Raw genomic sequence first — 18,200 nt, forward strand, 5'->3', positions numbered from 1 at the left:
TCAAAGTAGTTATATAGATATGGCTTTAATACTTCCACGTAGTTATCATAAAATATCCTCAATTGAAAAAAATCATATTTCATGGATTGAGCCCGAACTAGCAGAAAGGCAGGATATTAGACCTCTTAGGATTGGGATATTAAATATTATGCCATTGGGAAAACAATATGAATTTAATTTATTGCACCCCTTGGGACTGTCTCCTCTGCAAATAGAACCTATTTGGATAAGGTTGAAATCCCATTCATATAAAACATGGGATTTAGAACATCTAAAAAACTTATATGTCTATTGGGAGGAGGCAATGTCTCCAATGCATCTCGATGGCTTGATTATTACTGGAGCTCCTGTGGAGCATCTCCCTTTCGAAAAGGTTAATTATTGGAAAGAATTAGTAAGTCTAATCGAGGAATCAAAATTAAAATGTGCAAGTACCCTAGGGTTATGTTGGGCTGGTTTCGCAATGGCATATATGGCTGGAGTTGAGAAAAATAATTTTAATAAAAAGCTATTTGGTGTATATCCAATGAGGAGTCTTGTGCCTGGCCACTCTTTAATGGGTACACAAGATGATGAGTTCCTTTGCCCACAAAGTAGACATGCTGGCTTGTCAGATATTGAAATGGAAAAAGCAGAAAAGAATGGCAAACTTAGATTATTGGCGCATGGGGAAAAAGTAGGTTATACAATTTTTGAAACACCTGACCAAAGGCAATTAATGCATTTAGGGCATCCAGAATATAACGTTGATAGATTGAAATCTGAGATGGAAAGAGATAAAAAAAGAGGTGATGTCCCTCCTCCAGAAAACTTTGATTTGACTAAATCAAACACTTCGTGGCGATCACATAGAAACTTATTATTTCAACAATGGTTGTGGTTCTGTTATCAACGTGTAAGCCTAAGTAATTGACTTTATTAACTTTGTTAGGGAAGTGATTATCTTCGATAAATGTAGTGAACTATTTTAAAGGGGGCATTAAATTTCTTGGATCATAAATCCCTTTGATTTCTTGTAATGTCGGAAGCCATTCTTTGAATGCTGAGGATAATTCTCTTTGATGCCAATCTAAGTGGGGGTGTATTTGAGCAAGGTGGACACCAGGGCATATGAATTCTAGGTTATTCCAAGCCTCCTCCATCCATTCGAGCGTTCTTTTTCTTTTTGATTGATCGAAGGCATCCCAAGCTCCATTAATCCAAGGTTTCCATGTCGCTTCACGATGAATAAATGAAGTATCTTTATTATTTATATGTGTTATGCCTCCTAATTGTTGAGAAGCTATATAACAACTTTTGTTAGGCCTTTTATTTATTAGGTCACGAATAATTTTTAATACTTTTGAATTATTCTTTTGCCAAGCAGGACCAAGTAAACCTAATACTTCAGAGTGCTTTGAATTATTATTTTTAGTCTTTCCTAAGCTTAGATTTGGTAAAGAATTCATATCGTTGACTTTATTTATAATTCTATTTCGCGAGTATGGCAATTTCTCTAATAGCTTAATTAAGATGGACTCATCATCAGCATTTATAACTTCACCAATTGCATGAGCAAAAATGTCATCTCCACAAATCCATTGAAAGCTAAGTGAATTAGGCCAACTTTCGGCTTGATTAATACATTCTGATAGTTGAGCAAATGAAAGGTTTGCTGTCCAACTTAATAGTGGTCTTAATGGCTGAGTCTTTAGCTTGACTTTTGTAATTATTCCTAGAAATATAGCGGCTCCGCAAAGGGCTTTCCATTCGAAGAATGATTCTTTTTGTGTGTTTGGTTGAAATAAATGAAACTCCTTCCCATTTCCCCAAAACCCTGTAATTTCAACGATCTGATCAATTGCTAATCCTCTGCTTCTACTAAGTGGACTTATTCCACCGGTCAAAACATATCCTATTCCTGTTTTCCCTGATAAACCAATTGGAAAACTTCTATTATGATTTTTTAAAAAACCGGATAACTCGCCCATAGTTACTCCAGCTTCAATTTCTACATGCTTTTTGTCTAGATCGAAAGATATGTTTTGGTAGTTTTTCCTAAGATCTAATATCCAATGATTATCTGCTGCAGCTCTACTTGTAGTACCTCCACTAGAAACTAAAAAAGGATTGGACTTTTGTTCAGATCCTTTTAGGGATTGGAATAATTCTGCATTGACAGCTTCAAAAACGCCAAGGACATCACTGTCATTAGAATTTTGATTTTGTAGTGATATTAAATCTTTAATAATTTGCTCCTTTTTCTATAATGAGTTTCTTAAATTGATTATATTTTATAAAAACATAATCAATTTAAGTAGTCTTTTGCTAAATCATTTTGGTTTCCTCAGCTTCAATTAAATACCAATATCCATCTGATATTGGGATTGTTTTATGCGGGCATGGGAGTAGAGATTCTCAAGCAGTAAAAGAGTTTATTAATGTTGTAGACAAAATAAAAGCTAGAATACCTGATATTCCTGTTGTTTTTGGTTTCCTAGAGTTTAATCGTCCGATCATCAGTGAAGCGTTAGATCAACTTAGAAATATGGGAATAAGAAGAATAATTGCTTTGCCAGCAATGTTATTTGCTGCTGGACATACTAAAAATGATATCCCTGCAGTTTTAAATAAATATTCTGCTGAAAGTGGAATTCCTATTCAATACGGCAGGGAGCTTGGCCTAAATTCGTTAATGATTGGAGCAGCAGGCGCAAGACTTAGAGAAACAATTGACAGTAATCCAATTTTCCCTCTTTCTCAAACATTGCTTGTTGTAGCCGGGAGAGGTTCCTCAGATCCAGATGCTAATTCAAATGTTTGCAAAATCACAAGGATGCTTGTGGAAGGTTTTGGTTTTGGATGGGGTGAAACCGTTTTTTCAGGAGTAACATTTCCTCTTGTTGAACCTGGTTTGAGACATGCTCTTAAATTGGGTTTTAAAAGAGTAATTCTTTTACCTTATTTCCTTTTTTCTGGGGTTTTGGTAAGTCGAGTTAGAGTTCATTCTTTAAAAGTTTCAAATGATAATCCTGACGTACAGTTTCTAAATGCAAGTTACCTATCAGATCAAGATTTGGTTATTGATACCTTCATAGAAAGGATTCAAGAAGTTTTGAGTGGAGAGAATTTTATGAATTGCGCCTTATGTAAATACCGCTCGAATTTATTAGGCTTTGAGAGTGAGGTTGGATATGAGCAGAAAAGTCATCATGATCATGTTGAAGGCTGTCTAGATATTCAACCTAATTTCGGCGATGAGGGCAAAAATAAGAAAAAAAATTTCTCAGAGAATAAAACACACGAGCACTCACACGAACATTTTCCTTATCCACATGCTCAACATCCTTTAGGACCTGTCACGCTTCGCTCTTTAAATAAAAGCCAAATATAAAAAAAATAGGTTTAAATTGAAGACTCATTTGTCTCTTTCTTAGCTGCGACGCAATGGACTCGTTATCTATATATTTTTTTAATGTTTACTTTCAGCTCTTTTCCTCAAGTGATTTCCACAGCAAGTGTGTAGTTTTCCACTGCAAAATACTAAGACCCTAGCTTTAATGAAGGACTTGTGGGATTCGTTGAAAATTTTAATAGTCATTTACACTTAGATACGTTCAATAGATAAACCTATTCTTTTTGAGATTATTCCCCGAAAAACCCTTTTGATAAATGAGTCTAGCTCTGTCTCGTTTTCTTTATATAGCTTTTCTTTATCTTTGACGTTTTATTGAAAATTTAAGATCCTTATCTCATAGATATTGAACTTTTAAAAGGAAATGGAGTTTAATCAAATTGAAACCCGTGTTGAAGAAATAAAAACCGATGAGGTTAAATGTTGTGAAAATGAATTGGACCTTATGTCTATAAGTCTTGAGGCTGAAGTGCCTGAAGCTCTATATATTGGCATGAAGGATTTTATTAATGGAAATGAGAAGTGGGATCAGTCCAAGCTAATTAGCTCAGCCATCGCAAATTTTCTTTTTCAAAATGGTTCTGAAGATAGGGCCGTTACTGAAAAATACTTAAATGATATTTTTAACCTTTAAAGTCAAAAATTGCCTTTTCACAAGCTCTTTTAGTTATTGCCATCATAGTTAAGGTTGGGCTTTGCCAAGAAGAAGTTGGCCAGCAAGCTCCGTCAACTACTAATACATTGCGGCATTCCCAGAGACGATTCCAATTATCTAAAACACTCTTTTCTTTGTTATTTCCCATTGGTGCACCTCCTACCTCATGGATGTAATAACCTGGAGGTGGTGCATCCTTATTAACGGCAACAGATTTATTTAAAATTTGTTTAGCAAAAGGAATATTTACTATTTCATTCGCTGGGATAATGGTTCCATTGCCAGAATTGATAATTAGTTCAATCATCCTATTCATTTCTTTGACCATTCGTTTTTCATTTTCACGCCAAACTATGGATATGTGTGGAATAGCAATATCGTATTGATCTGTGCTTTTTGAAAGAGAAACAGTGTTATTAATATTAGGGAGTACTTCACCGTGACCAATAAGAAATCCTGTTTTGGTATTATTGTATTTTTTTAAGAAATCTGGTGGTTCAAATCTATCGATTCCTCCCCAGATTCCATATCCACCAACAAAGCTTTTTTTAGTTGATTTTCCTCTGCCTATTGGAATAAAGAAGCTACCAGCGCCTGTTAAAAGATCTTTATGATTTTTGTTAGAATAATTCCTCAAATTCTTATCAATTGGGACAGTAAAAAATCTGCAAGTTGATATGTGATCCATTAAGTTTCTTCCCAATGATTGAGATGGATCTATTAGACCGTTGTGATTATTGCTCTCTTCGGAACTAAGTAGAATTCTAATTGTTTGGATTGTTGATGAACATAATATGATTAATTTACTTTCTATTTCACTTCTTTCTCCATTCCTTTGGTTGACAACAATAACACTCTTTGCAGACTTTCTATCCTTATTTAATACTAATTTCTCTACAATATGATTTGATAGTATTTCTACTTTGTCTAATCTAATTGCTTCTTTTAATGTACTACCTAGACTACTATATTTGGGCCATTTCGTTTTATCTTCATTGGCCCCAAACCCTCTGGAGTGTATGAAAGGAAGATTCAATTTTTCTTTTATATTGGAGGCGAATCGTTCTTCGCTTTTTGTGAATGGAAGTTTGCCAATATATTCACCATTAGGCAGTTGATTTAGATCGTCTTTATTTCCAAATACCCCTAGAAAATTCTCTACATCTGAGTAATGTGTCTCAAGATCTTTATAACTAATAGGCCATTCAAGATTGTATTCTTTCTCTTTTGAGGCTTCAAAATCTTCTTTGGCTAATCTTAAAGTTATTCCTCCCCATGTAAGACTTCTTCCTCCAACTTGATTTCCTTGAGTCCACATGAAAGGAGCTCTCGGTGGGTGGGTGTATGGGTTTGTTTTTTTGTTGGCATACAACAATGGATTTGATTTCCAAAAACCTGGATGTTGAGGTTGGTTTTGATAATTGCCGGTTGTAACTCCTATTAGTCTCCGAATCATATTGCAAGGCTCTGTTCCGTTTGCTCTCTTTATTTCAAGTTCAGGCCCTCTTTCAATTACTAATACTCTTACTCCTGCCTTAGCCATTGTTAAAGCAGCCATACCTCCGGTTGCACCAGAACCAATAATTATGACTTCATATGGATAGTTAATCTTAATCATTTATGGGGAAATTGATATTTTAGATTTGGCAAATTTAGCTAATAAATTTTTCTTTATATAGAAAATATATATTAAAATAAATAAATTTTGCTAGATAGTTAGAAATTTTTATTAAGTTATATCTTTTTTGTTGGCACTAAAACAACTCTAGTATGGGAAATCCCCATATTATATAATTTTAAATTATATAATATGGGGATTTAGATGATTAGATTGACTTAAAATAAATGCAAAGTAAATATTTTTTGCTAAGGTTTAGGAGATTATAGAATTATTTTTTTATCTAATAAATATTAAATTCAATATTGATATCTTTTATATCCATTTGGAATTAAAATATAATCAATAGTAGTTTTAAGAAATTTATGTTTAAACTTCTTCTCGTTTTTGTAAGCTCATTCCTGGTTTTCTATTGCTCTCTTCCAGTTTTTGCTGCTTTGGACTATGGAAAGCAAACCTTGATAGGCGCTGATTTTTCTAACATTGATCTAAAAGGGGCCACTTTTTATTTAAGTGATCTCCAGGATGCTGACTTTTCAGGCAGTGATCTTCAAGGAGCTAGCTTTTTTGATGCAAAGCTTGAAAACGCTAACTTAAGTAATACAAATATGAGAGATGTGACAATGGATGCGGCCATCCTTAATGGCGCAAACCTTTCAAATAGCGTGTTAGAAGGTGCTTTTGCTTATAATGCTAAATTCGAAAACGTTATTATTGATGGTGCCGATTTTACTGATGTTTTAATTGCTAATGATGTTAAGAAAAACTTGTGTGTTATAGCAGATGGGACAAATAGCGTTACTAATAAAAAAACAAGTGAATCATTGGATTGTTAGTGAAAATAACGATTTTTAACACGTACGATAATGCTCTTAAAGACATGTTATGGGTTTTGTTTGTTTTAATAATTTACTAATTCTTTTTATATATTTATATATATATATTATGCCTGTATTATTTAAAATAGTTGTAAATTAAATCAAAATATTTAATTGGCATTGTCATTTTAATTATCTACTCATTATAAAGATAGATTCTTAGTCTCTGTCTGTCATTTTTGAAATGCTTTATTCCAGCAATGAGAAGCCAAACCAAGAGACATTAGTACTTCAAATATTTCCTGATCATTTCGAATTTGACTTATTGTCGATGCCTGAGAGATGTCAAAATAGAAATAAAATAAAGCTACAAATAGGAAATAAAGACTATATCTTTTTGGAGGGAGAGCATCAATTGAGGGCCATGTTCTCCAACCAATCCATCCAAGAAAGAGACAAGAAATCTCGAAAGATGGATCTAATAGATAATGATGAAAAAAGTGAATATTATGAATGCTGGTCTCACCTTGACTATTTATTGCTCTAATAGAATTTATTCCTAGCCCCGTTATACGCTCTCCCCAACTTATTTCTTCTCCAGCGACAAAAAAACAAACCAAAGCTAAAATCAACCAAGCTATCCATCTTTTATTGATTCCTATTCTTCTGCGTTTAAAAAGGATAAGACTTGAACATACAAAACCTAAAAAATATCCCATAAACTGGATCCACTCTAAAGGTCCATCTTCGCTTCTAAACCAATCAAACCAGCTCATACCTACGACGTCTCTGCCATAAGGAAATATATATATAAAACCGTAAATAAATAATAGATAAAAGACAGGGAAAATATCTACACTAGGCTCAATATTTCCCCAACTTGTGTAAATGATTTTCGGCTTGCTGATGGCAAATGGATTTAGGTACTTAAGAATTGAGATCATATTAGCTTTTGAATATTTTAACCTTATTATAAATTCTAATTACCTTTCATAGAGTATTTAACTTATTAGTAATTTATAAAGCTACATTAAATATGTTATTATACTAAGATAATTTTTATTTTTTTGTCTAATATAAATTTAGAAAAATAATACTTTATTTCAAAATTCTAGTACCAAATAGTTTCTTTACTTCAGTTTAGTTGTTTTGAGTCTAATATTGATTTATTAGTTTTTCAGACATTTTAGTTTTTAATTGTCAAAAATCCTTTTCCTAAGTAATGGGCACGGAGAAGACCTTTCAGGGTCTCTTATGGGAGATGCATTTAAGAAGCTTGGACATGAAGTAAAGGCCTTACCACTTGTTGGCAATGGTGAATCTTACTTGAAGGCAGGGATAAAAGTCCTTGGGAAGACCAAATCGTTTAGTACAGGTGGAATGGGATATACAAGTCTGAAAGGTCGAATTCTTGAATTAATCCAAGGGCAGATCATTTATCTAATAAAACGAATTTACCTTTTATTTTTGATTTCATCCAAATATGATTTGTTGGTTGTCGTAGGGGATGTGCTCCCTGTTACGGTTGCATGGTTGACAAGATTGCCAGTGATAACTTATCTGGTCGCGTATTCAAGTCATTATGAAGGAAAGTTAAAGTTACCTTGGCCTTGTTCTGATTGTTTGTCTAGCGATAAATTTTTAAAAGTTTATACGAGAGATAAACTTACTGCAGATGATTTGAAAAAAAAAATATTTGGCAAAGTTGAATTTATTGGCAACCCTTTTATGGACCCATTTTTAACTAGACATCAAAGTTTGCCAAAACATAATATGCGTTTGGGAATATTGCCTGGCAGCAGAATGCCTGAAGTAGGAGAGAATTTATGTTTAATCCTTAAAGTTATTGAAAATGTCACGAATTTAAAGGTTGAAAATACTGATATAAGTTTTGATGTTGCATTGGTCCACACATTGGATGACTATTCTTTAAAAAACCTAATAACTTTGGATGGATGGAGATTGTGTTTTCCAACTAACAAAGACCATCCATTGAAAATAATAAAAAATAATTCAACCGTTAATGTCTATAGGGATTCATTTGTCAAAGTTGTTCAAAGCAGTAATGTTTTAATTAGTATGGCTGGAACTGCTACTGAACAAGCAGCGCTTCTAGGAAAGTTAATTGTTCAGATAGAAGGAAAAGGCCCGCAGTTTAACGCATCCTTTGCTGAAGCACAGAGAAGGTTACTAGGTCCAAGTGTGTTTTGTGCTGATGGGTCAGTTCAAGAGGATAAATATATGCTTTCAACCTGCAAATTGATTCTTAATTTGTTAGAGAGAAATTGTCAGGTTGATTTTTTAAATGAAAATCAAAACCAACAAATTTATGGAAGAAGGACTGTTGAAGGAATATCAGAAATTATGGCTAAATCAATAACAAATTCTTTTTTAAACAATAAAATGTAATAAATCTGTTTAAATAATTTAATAATCAATTTAATACATTACAGCTAATATCTTTCAGGATCGTATTCTGTCCATGAAGATTTTAGTTTATTTTCTTTCTTAAACTTATCAGCTATATATTGCAGCCTTGATATGTCAACACGCCATACATTATAAATTCCAAATCTACCCAATTTTTCTGGATCAAGCAATTTCCAGTGACTTAATTTTGAAGTCGCATTATCTATTAGAATTAATAGGCTTTCTGAGGCTTTAGGATCGCCAATTTGATATCCTTCCCATCCGATTCTTTTTTCAAGATATAACCTTTCTGATAAATTAATTACATTAACATTTGTATTGGATTCATATAAAATTACCTCATTTGTATAAAAGTGAATAGATGGTTTTTTGATTCCCACCATTGCAATTGCCTCATTAGGCTTTCTTGAACTGGTTATAAACTTAGATGCTTCTCTTAATGGTAATTGTCTATTAAAATCAATTAATTTAAATAAAGGATTAATAGCTAGTAATTGAAAGAATATAATAGGAATTTGAAGGCTTAATAAATTAACTTTTAATGATTTTTTCGAGACAATCCCCAGAATCCCAGAAACCAATAAAGATATCCCCCCTCTTGTTAATATTCCACTGCTAATAAGTTGGGTTGACAAATTATTCATTTCATTATCATTTATTTTATTTAAAAGACTCAAATTAGGTATCAATACTGGCAATAAAAAAACAATAGCGATCAAAAATAAGAATAAAATAGATAGCCACCAACAAGTATTAAATAGTTTACTTTTATTGTTGCCTTGATTAATCTCGAAATTTTCAGCCTGTCCTATAATTATTGCGGCTGCTGGTATTGCAGGTAGCCAATAACTTGGAAGTTTCGTGCCGGATAAAGTAAAGAATATAAAGACAGATAAAAGCCAAGATATGGAATAAACCAATAAGGAATTAGATGGTTGAAGAGTCTGCTTAAGGAAATTTCTTTTTATCTCTTTTGTGCCTTGGATAATCCCTAGAATTAAAAGAGGAGTAAAAGGTAAGGAGGCTATGATAAACATTAAAACAAAAAAGAAAATTCCTTCTTGATGTGAATTTACAATGCTTGTGTATCTTTGAAAATTGTGATACCCAAAAAAACTTTTTAGAAATTTATTCCCTTCTAAAATATATTCAATAATGAACCATGGCATACTTACAATCATCGCAACTAAAAGTCCATAACCAGGCTTTATATGATTTCTTAATCGACTAAAATCATTTTGAAAAAGTCCAAAGAGAAATAGTGAAAACATCATTAGTACAACTGCTACTGGCCCTTTTGTAAGTATCGAAAAACCTAAAATTATCCATCCATACACCCATGAATTTTGTCTAGGTTTTACATAACAACGCCATTGCAAAAGCATGCTTAAACCAAATGTCCCGCAGAGTAAAGCATCTGATACTGCCGTACGACTCCATATCATTACAAATGGAGAAAGAGCAAATGTAAGAGCAGTTAATACAGCAGTTCTTCTTTGATTAATGTTTTTCTTTTGAGGCCATTTCAACAATGTCTCTCCCAAGATTGTCATCAATAAGAGAGAAGAAATAGCCGAGGGAAATCGAGCTGCAAAAGATCCTAAAGGATCCCAGGAAGATTGATTGGGTATTGAATAAATCAATCCCATTAACCAATAAATTAGGGGTGGTTTATCAAATCTCGGTATTCCATTGGAAACGGGTGTTAGCCAATTTCCGGATACACTCATTGAACGTCCTGCCGCAGCAAATTTTGCGGGTGTTTCGTCTATCAATCCAGTAGCTCCCAGCCCCCAAAAGAAAAGGATTATTCCAACAAATGCTATAAAAATTAGACTTGCGAAGTCACGTTTACTAAAAGAAAACACTACTTACTGGTCCTCTTTTATGTTATTAAATAATTCTAGATTCATATTTTAAGAGTGAAAAACTTGATTATATCTTCTATAAATTTTATCAAATAGTTTCTATGAATCATTTCGCTAGTAAGAAAATTTGGAAATATTGCTTTAGAAAAGACCTCACAACTAGTGCATCTTGGGATGTAGTTAATGCATGGATTTGTAATTAATTAATGAGAATTATGCTTAATGGCTGACAAAGCTTATAGATAAAATACAAAAATATCTTTTTGAAGCTTGAGAAATGATGAGTAAGTAAAAAATAATCAATAACTCAATAATGTAGATAAATTATTGTCGAATTTAAAGTTGATCTCTTTCAAATGTCTTTGTTATTTCTTTTAAAAACTCTACTATTTGAATGTTTGTATAGCCCAGCTCAGTTCTTAATCCTTTGCATGATGACGTGATTTCTTTCCAAATGTCAGCTCTTACAATAGCCTCTCTGTCTTTTAGGTAGCGCTCTTCTCTCATTTTGATTTGATTTAGTAATGTATGGCTTTCTTAATTTTTTTAGAAAAAACAAATAACTAACTCTTTGAGATTTATTTATTTGCTTAAATTGATATTAGATCAGTTTCTTAAAAATCAAAAAAACCAAATTCAAAAATACATTAACGAAAAAATAAAAAAATCATGGGAATTTCAGGATTCTTGTCTAAATCAGATATTTGATTTTCTTATATTAGTAGAGTTAAGAATAAATAAAATTTAATAAGATTTGGCTTTGGACCACATCTTTGAGTCTTGGAGCTTGTTTTTTAAATTAAAAATTTCTCTTATCTTTTGCAATGTATCAATCGGCAAATAAATGTTTACGGATTCCACACTCTCCAAAGTAAGAACGGAGAGTGGGGGATTCGAACCCCCGATGGAGTTGCCCCCATGCTAGTTTTCAAGACTAGAGCCATAAACCACTCGACCAACTCTCCACTTTAAATTTTACCTTATTAACTTCTGAAAATTTCAATAAATTACTCAAATAACATCTTCCACCCTTTAAGCAATTAGTTCATTTTTAGTGTAAATCCTTTTTTCTAAAAAAAATTTCAGAACCTATAGATTCTTTATACGCATAAATACCAATGATATTATTTGTGCGATAATTTCAGACATTGGTAAAACACATTCATGGCAAGCAACAAGAGCCCGCAATCTCGTTTCCTTGGAGACCTTCCTATGGAAGGTGGCATTAGTCAAAAAGAGAAATATCGCTATGTCGCTCACTTGATGTTCTTTATTGGATGCGCTCTGTTTTCGTTTGGTATTTGGGCATTGTCAGGATTTACTGCTTCTAGCGGTGCATCAGGACCATTCCCTTTCTAAAAGAAAGAGATACGGTACTGTTTTTTATTAATAGAGTAAATTAAAGATTATTTAACTGACAACTTACTTATAGTATTTTCTCTATCTTCAATAAGTGTCAGTAGCCATTTTGAACCTAATGCTCTAGAGATACTTCTGTTTTTCAGTAGTTGGCAGATCTTTTTATAAAGTTTTTCAGATTCGATATTTGAATTAAACCATTTTTCGAATTTCAGTATTTCCTCAGGGTTTTGACAAGCTCTCAGTTGGTCGATAAGTGCATCATTAGCACTTTTGTTACTTCTATTTAATGGTTTATTGATCGTAGTCATTTAAATTTTAAGAAACACAATACCTATCTAATAGTTAGCCACAATTTTTCATTTGGACAATTATCTTCAGAACTTCTATGAAAAAAATTATTTTATTTAACCAATTGCTTGATTTGGTTTAGATAAAGACATCGGCCGCATTAACGATTGAGGAACTGGTCTTAGGAGGGTTTAGCAAGTGGAAGTAAGCACTTATCAGAATCGCACCCGGCTGGACCTGCCTCAGTAAGTTCACCTTGATCATATCTACTAAGAGCATCAAAGAAATCACAATCTTCTCTTCTTTCTATGACCTCTGCTTGCAGCTTTGTGTAGCATTCTTCATCAATAGGCTCAAAAGGAAGTCTAGGAAAGGTTGCATTCGCATCAAATCTTGCCAGCAAAGCTGCTGAAATATAACCTTTGTTTTCATTTATGGAGCTATGAAGAGCTTTGGCTAAATCCCCTATCTCATTTTCTCTGAATTCAATTGTGGCTGAGGTGTTGTGGTCAGTGTAGTTGGTTTGAACTTGCATATAAAAATCAAATTGTGCAAGAGCTGAGAAGTTATTTATATCTATTTGATCTGCGCCAGGTATATTTGCCCAACTTACCTCAGTTGGAATTTCAACTAGCCACTCAGTACATTTTGGATCAAATGGGTTGTCTAGTAGCTTTCCATTCTCATCTTTATCTGACTGAGAAGGAACAATCGTATATCCATAATCCATACAAGCTAGTGCGACTGGATCGTTCTTACGAAAAGTAATTCTTCTTATAAAACGCTGCGCTTTTGGAGGATGCCATCCTGGGGAAGCCCCAGTTAGAAGGCTCTTTGTACCAGCTGGTTGAACTGTTGTGCAACGACTTGGACGACGTATATTATGTCTATCACAATAATCAAATACTGTATCGTTGACGATTTTTCTCCATCGACTCAAAAAAGTAGCTTCTTTAATTTTAAAATCTTGACCTTCTTTTGTCTCAGGTCGTCCGGCTTCCCACCATTTCAACCAGGGTGTCCCAAATGCATGAACAAAAAAGTCAAAAAGTCCTGTGAAGCTTACCCCAACAATTGGATCCCATTCACGACTTTTTCTGTATCGCTCTACTTCAAATCGATGGTTTAGAAGACATGCAACTGACAAAGCTGCTGCTTTGAAGGCATCTTCTTGTTGATTTATATCTAATGGATCAATTTGATTAAGATGGATCTCCGCAAGATTACAGTGGAAATCTGAGCCTAAAATTTCACCGCATGGATTAAGACCATATCTACTGAGTCTGTGAAAGAGTTCTTTTTCATCAAATGGACCGTAATTTGATTGAATCCATTTAGAGGCCTCTTCTTTGCCTTGATCACAATAGATATTTATAAATTCATTCCTTAGTTCAACTGTTGAAAGGATGTCTGCATTAGAGCGAGCAATTGCTTCTGGTGCAAATTGAATAGCACCTTCTCCTGAATGAAATTGCTTAGTAACGGCTTCGATAAGAACACTTAATTCGGGTTTGGTGTGGTAAACACGAGTATGATTAGCCATCCTTAAGGCATCCTTTTCTGGGTCGATGCTCCAATTCCCATCTGAGTCTTGCTTCCATAAATTTTCTTTAGCACCAGCAGCTTCTAAATCGTTAGATGAAAATTGACGCATACCTGCACTTCTTCTGATATTGCCAGCAACTATTGTGACCGCTGCTTCGTCGATTAGTAGACAACATTCAATTGAAGTTAGTTTCCTGCCTACGGCTTTATTTAAAAGATTTGCTATGCGAGGGTATAAATCTTTCAGTTTTACAGGGTTTGCCATGCCTCCAAAACCTTTCAGTGATTCACCCGCTGGCCTTACATCTTTTAAATCAATAGATATATTAATAATTTTAGAATTGAAACTAATGTCACTACTCAGTTCTAGGATCTTTTGATAGCTATCCACCCATCCACGTCTACTATCACCAACTTTGATGAGTACATTATTGTCTTGAATGGAGAATGTAGTGTTTTCATTTCTCTCTTCAGAAGGGGTTAACCCAATGTCTGAAACATTTTGAATATTAATTGTATTTTTAACCTCTGGCAGTTGATCAATCAAATGAGGCTCAATTATTGCACCCGTCCCACAACCCATCATCGCTAAATCCATCATAAGTCCGAAGGCTTGCCAATCAACAAGATTTGTTGAGGTGCAATTGTAGGCTCCAGAAAAATTCTTCTCTTTCTCAATCCATTCTGTTCCGCCTATCCAAAGCCATCGACCTGAGGGAAGAGCTTTTTTCTCCTGTTGCATTCTTTGCATTAAATTTATTTCTGCTTCGTTTAATCCTCCAAGTTTCTTTAGACCATCGAGATTTCGTGTATTTACTTGTTCCCAGCTTTCGCGACCTGCTGGAAGTTTCCTGCTATAAGTTCTGTAAAAGACAGGATTGGCTGCAGGTGCAGTTATTGGAAAATCAGTTGTGACATTTTTTTTACCCGATTCTGAATTATTGGTTTCGGGCTGGCTTGTTGCGATTGTCAAAATCTTTGTATCCCTTGGGTAAGTACTACGGTAACGCCATGTATAGCGTTAGCAAGTTTTTTTAACACCATCTACAGGGCTCCAAGGGAAAAACAAATTTTTTTCTTTTAGTAATGAAGAGAACACCAGAACCAGAACTTATGCAAATCCCTTCGCAGGTAAGGGCTTATGCGGATGCGGACTTCTCAAGGAGTGATTCTATGGTTGTTAAATCGCTTGAAGAATATTTAAAAAAAGCAGGAAGAACTCTTAACAAAAATGATTTGATTTTTGATATGGCGTGTGGGCCAGGAAATATTGCAGAGAGAATTGCCAAAAATTGGCCTTTTGTAAATGTTGTTGGGATTGATGGCTCAAAGGAAATGTTGAATGAAGCAGAAAACAGACTTTCCGGCAATCTCACTAAGAATCTTTCTTATAAATTGATTGACATCAATTCGATAGCCTCAGGTGATATAAATCTTCCTTACAAAGCTGATGTCCTAGTCAGTAATAGTGCTCTGCATCATTTTCACGATCCTTATTGTTTTTGGTATGCATTAAAAAAACTTGGTAAAACAAAGTCTATTCATATTCATCGTGATTTAATAAGGCCTTCTTCTCTGGAGAAAGCATTTGAGCTAAAAGAAAAACAACTTTCAAATTCTCCAGAAATTCTAAAAAAGGATTTTTATGCATCTCTCAAGGCATCATTTACAGTTGAGGAAGTATCTCAACAGCTTGTTGATGCAGGGCTGTCTCATTTAGAGGTTTTTCAAATTGATGAGCTTTATTTTGAGATTATTGGGTGTATTTAATCTTTTCTCTGAACAATTGAACAACCAAAAACAATAATGAAATCAACTCCTCAAGACAAAACTAATTTAGATCACATTTTAGAACAAGAAGTAACTATACCTTTAAGTACGGAGGTTGCTAAAAGAAGAAATTTTGCGATTATTTCCCACCCTGATGCAGGGAAAACCACTTTGACAGAAAAACTTTTACTTTATGGCGGAGCTATTCAACAAGCAGGAGCAGTAAAAGCTAGAGGAGAACAGAGAAAAGTCACTTCTGATTGGATGGAGCTTGAAAAACAAAGAGGCATATCAATTACATCAACTGTTTTACAATTTGCATATAAGGATAAGACTATTAATTTATTAGATACCCCTGGTCACCAAGATTTTTCGGAAGATACGTATAGGACACTTGCCGCTGCTGATAATGCTGTGATGCTTGAGGATGCAGCGAAAGGACTTGAACCACAAACAAGAAAGCTTTTTGAGGTTTGCAGAATGCGTCAAATTCCAATTTTTACCTTTATCAATAAGATGGATAGGCCAGGTCAAGAACCGCTGGAATTATTAGATGAGATTGAGTCTGAATTAGGGTTATCAACCTTTGCAGTCAATTGGCCAATAGGAAGTGGTGAGCTTTTTAGAGGTGTTGTTGAGCGTGCAACAAACGAGGTTGTTTTATTCTCTCGAGCGGAAAGAGGAAAGCAATCTAGTGAAATAAGGTTGAAAGTTAATGATCCTGAACTTAAAAATTTAGTAGAAGAAGAACTATTGACAAAAGCACTTGAAGAGATTGAGATACTTGATGAGGCTGGTTTTGACTTAGATAAAGAATTAATATCATCTGGTGAATTAACTCCTGTATTTTTTGGATCTGCAATGACCAACTTCGGAGTTAGGCCGTTTTTAGATAATTTTCTTGAGCTATCTCAGGGACCCGTTGCTCGAAATAGCTTTGATGGACCAATCTCTCCTACAAGAGAATCATTTAGTGGATTTGTATTTAAATTACAAGCCAATATGGATCCAAAACATAGAGATAGAGTTGCTTTCGTGCGGGTATGTAGTGGGAGGTTTAAAAAAGATATGACAGTTCAACACGCTAGGACGGGTAAACAAATCAGACTTTCAAGGCCCCAAAAGATTTTTGGACAAGATAGAGCCGTTGTTGATGATGCTTACCCTGGTGATGTTATTGGTTTGAATAATCCAGGGATGTTTTCTATTGGAGATACATTATTTATTGGATCTAGAGTTGAATTTGAGGGAATTCCTTGTTTTAGCCCCGAGATATTTAGCTGGCTACGAAATCCAAATCCTTCAGCTTTTAAGAACTTTAGAAAAGGTGTTAATGAATTGAGAGAGGAGGGAGCAGTCCAAATTCTTTACGATAAAGATCAAAGCAAAAGAGATCCAATTTTGGCCGCAGTTGGTCAGCTTCAGCTTGAGGTGGTACAACATCGACTTGCTAGTGAATATGGAGTGGAAACTAGGCTTGAACCAATGGGTTTCCAAGTTGCTAGATGGGTAAAAGGAGGATGGCCTGTTTTAGAGGAGGTTGGTAGGATTTTTAATTGCAAAATTGTTCAGGATGCTTGGCTTAGACCAGTACTGCTTTTTAAAAATGAATGGAATTTAAATCAGTTAAAGGAAGATCATCCTGAAATGGAATTAAATTCAGTTGCTCCGGTTGTCAGTGGTGTTGATCCTGTTTCCCTTTAAAATAGATTAGTATCCAACTAATAAAGAGAGTTCATAAATCATTTTTGAAAATCTATGGATCCTGGTACTAATTCACAATCAAATTCAAATTCACAAGATCCATATTTGATACTTGGAATAAGTGAAGGTGCAAGTTTTGATGCTATTCAAGAAGCAAGGGACAAAAAATTAATAGAGGCAGGACAAGACCAAATCACTAAAGCAAAAATAGAAGCTGCTTACGATTCATTGCTAATGGTAAGTCTTAAGTCGAGACAACTTGGTAATGCAAGTAACGAGGCAATAACTGCATCAAAGAAAGAAAATGAAGCAAAGAAAGTTGGTGACATAGGACCTGGTTCGCTTCTCACTAGGTTGAAAAATTTCAATCTTCCTAAATATGAGGCGTCAACATCTAATTTTTTACCAAGCTTAGAGTTGCCCTCTGGACAAGAATTAAATATAAGAATTTCTTTTGGAATATTGGCTTTTTTACTTGTTTTAATTGTGCCTTCTGAAAGCGTTGAATTAATACTTTCATTCTCAACAATAGGCTTATTCATTAGTCAGTCTCGCAGAGGTAGGCCTTTCTTTTCCTCTATCCTCTGGTGCATTCTTCTTCTTAGTATTGGACTTCTATCTGGTGCATTACTTTTGGGTGGTGCGGAATCATTTATTGACAACGCTGGATCATTGTCTTCAGATAAATTTGAGGCGATACCCGCAGTATTTTTACTTTGGTTAGGAGTGATTTTCCTTGATTAATCCT

General features: G+C 34.3%; 16 protein-coding genes and 1 tRNA gene. 9 read left to right on the forward strand and 8 right to left on the reverse strand.

What is annotated here, in order from left to right; all coding sequences use genetic code 11:
- Window positions 1-19: 19 nt before the first annotated feature.
- Window positions 20-913 (forward strand): homoserine O-succinyltransferase, encoded by an 894-nt coding sequence (locus AC6EIW_RS00425; protein ID WP_498520688.1) that lies wholly within the window; start codon window positions 20-22, stop codon window positions 911-913.
- Between the two features lie 49 nt (window positions 914-962).
- On the opposite strand, the gene AC6EIW_RS00430 is transcribed toward AC6EIW_RS00425, so the two are convergent.
- Complete coding sequence (locus AC6EIW_RS00430) at window positions 963-2,231, reverse strand: FAD-binding protein (RefSeq protein ID WP_498521660.1); 1,269 nt, start codon at window positions 2,229-2,231, stop codon at window positions 963-965.
- A gap of 86 nt (window positions 2,232-2,317) precedes the next feature.
- Here AC6EIW_RS00430 and AC6EIW_RS00435 point away from each other — a divergent pair, with 86 nt between their 5' ends.
- Both AC6EIW_RS00435 and AC6EIW_RS00440 read left to right on the forward strand, forming a co-directional pair.
- Window positions 2,318-3,373 (forward strand): sirohydrochlorin chelatase, encoded by a 1,056-nt coding sequence (locus tag AC6EIW_RS00435; RefSeq protein ID WP_498520689.1) that lies wholly within the window; start codon window positions 2,318-2,320, stop codon window positions 3,371-3,373.
- A 385-nt stretch (window positions 3,374-3,758) separates the two neighbouring features.
- Window positions 3,759-4,028: a DUF2811 domain-containing protein gene (locus AC6EIW_RS00440; RefSeq protein WP_498520690.1), complete on the forward strand. Its 270-nt coding sequence runs from the start codon at window positions 3,759-3,761 to the stop codon at window positions 4,026-4,028.
- Here AC6EIW_RS00440 and AC6EIW_RS00445 read toward each other — a convergent pair.
- Window positions 4,018-5,667 (reverse strand): GMC oxidoreductase, encoded by a 1,650-nt coding sequence (locus AC6EIW_RS00445; RefSeq protein WP_498520691.1) that lies wholly within the window; start codon window positions 5,665-5,667, stop codon window positions 4,018-4,020. The genes AC6EIW_RS00440 and AC6EIW_RS00445 overlap by 11 nt on opposite strands.
- 365 nt (window positions 5,668-6,032) lie before the next feature.
- Here AC6EIW_RS00445 and AC6EIW_RS00450 point away from each other — a divergent pair, with 365 nt between their 5' ends.
- Window positions 6,033-6,503 (forward strand): pentapeptide repeat-containing protein, encoded by a 471-nt coding sequence (locus AC6EIW_RS00450; protein WP_498462481.1) that lies wholly within the window; start codon window positions 6,033-6,035, stop codon window positions 6,501-6,503.
- Between the two features lie 215 nt (window positions 6,504-6,718).
- Here the strand turns inward: AC6EIW_RS00450 and AC6EIW_RS00455 are convergent, their stop codons facing one another.
- Complete coding sequence (locus tag AC6EIW_RS00455) at window positions 6,719-7,429, reverse strand: pectate lyase (RefSeq protein ID WP_498520692.1); 711 nt, start codon at window positions 7,427-7,429, stop codon at window positions 6,719-6,721.
- Window positions 7,430-7,682: 253 nt separating this feature from the next.
- On the opposite strand from AC6EIW_RS00455, the gene AC6EIW_RS00460 reads away from it, so the two are divergent.
- Complete coding sequence (locus tag AC6EIW_RS00460) at window positions 7,683-8,894, forward strand: lipid-A-disaccharide synthase-related protein (protein ID WP_498520693.1); 1,212 nt, start codon at window positions 7,683-7,685, stop codon at window positions 8,892-8,894.
- Between the two features lie 44 nt (window positions 8,895-8,938).
- On the opposite strand, the gene AC6EIW_RS00465 is transcribed toward AC6EIW_RS00460, so the two are convergent.
- The 3 genes from AC6EIW_RS00465 to AC6EIW_RS00475 form a co-directional block, all read right to left on the reverse strand.
- A complete protein-coding gene (locus tag AC6EIW_RS00465; RefSeq protein WP_498520694.1) occupies window positions 8,939-10,783 on the reverse strand; it encodes an ArnT family glycosyltransferase in 1,845 nt (614 codons plus the stop codon).
- Between the two features lie 336 nt (window positions 10,784-11,119).
- A complete protein-coding gene (locus AC6EIW_RS00470) occupies window positions 11,120-11,290 on the reverse strand; it encodes a hypothetical protein (RefSeq protein ID WP_498462485.1) in 171 nt (56 codons plus the stop codon).
- Window positions 11,291-11,661: 371 nt separating this feature from the next.
- A tRNA-Ser gene (locus tag AC6EIW_RS00475) sits at window positions 11,662-11,748 on the reverse strand.
- 199 nt (window positions 11,749-11,947) lie between these two features.
- On the opposite strand from AC6EIW_RS00475, the gene AC6EIW_RS00480 reads away from it, so the two are divergent.
- Complete coding sequence (locus AC6EIW_RS00480; protein WP_011293625.1) at window positions 11,948-12,142, forward strand: hypothetical protein; 195 nt, start codon at window positions 11,948-11,950, stop codon at window positions 12,140-12,142.
- Between the two features lie 47 nt (window positions 12,143-12,189).
- Here AC6EIW_RS00480 and AC6EIW_RS00485 read toward each other — a convergent pair whose 3' ends face one another.
- Together AC6EIW_RS00485 and nrdJ are read right to left on the reverse strand one after the other, a co-directional pair.
- Window positions 12,190-12,453, reverse strand: coding sequence for an RNA recognition motif-containing protein (locus AC6EIW_RS00485; RefSeq protein ID WP_498520695.1), 264 nt, complete (start codon window positions 12,451-12,453; stop codon window positions 12,190-12,192).
- A gap of 161 nt (window positions 12,454-12,614) precedes the next feature.
- On the reverse strand, window positions 12,615-14,945 hold the full coding sequence (nrdJ, locus tag AC6EIW_RS00490; protein ID WP_498521661.1) for a ribonucleoside-triphosphate reductase, adenosylcobalamin-dependent: 2,331 nt from the start codon (window positions 14,943-14,945) through the stop codon (window positions 12,615-12,617).
- Window positions 14,946-15,064: 119 nt separating this feature from the next.
- Here nrdJ and AC6EIW_RS00495 point away from each other — a divergent pair, with 119 nt between their 5' ends.
- From AC6EIW_RS00495 to AC6EIW_RS00505, 3 genes are read left to right on the forward strand one after another with little or no spacing between them, the layout of a single operon-like run.
- A complete protein-coding gene (locus AC6EIW_RS00495) occupies window positions 15,065-15,748 on the forward strand; it encodes a class I SAM-dependent methyltransferase (protein WP_498520696.1) in 684 nt (227 codons plus the stop codon).
- A gap of 36 nt (window positions 15,749-15,784) precedes the next feature.
- Window positions 15,785-17,452, forward strand: coding sequence for a peptide chain release factor 3 (locus AC6EIW_RS00500; protein ID WP_498520697.1), 1,668 nt, complete (start codon window positions 15,785-15,787; stop codon window positions 17,450-17,452).
- Between the two features lie 54 nt (window positions 17,453-17,506).
- On the forward strand, window positions 17,507-18,196 hold the full coding sequence (locus tag AC6EIW_RS00505; protein WP_498520698.1) for a CPP1-like family protein: 690 nt from the start codon (window positions 17,507-17,509) through the stop codon (window positions 18,194-18,196).
- The last annotated feature ends 4 nt before the right edge of the window (window positions 18,197-18,200 follow it).

The organism is Prochlorococcus sp. MIT2308 (assembly GCF_059772345.1).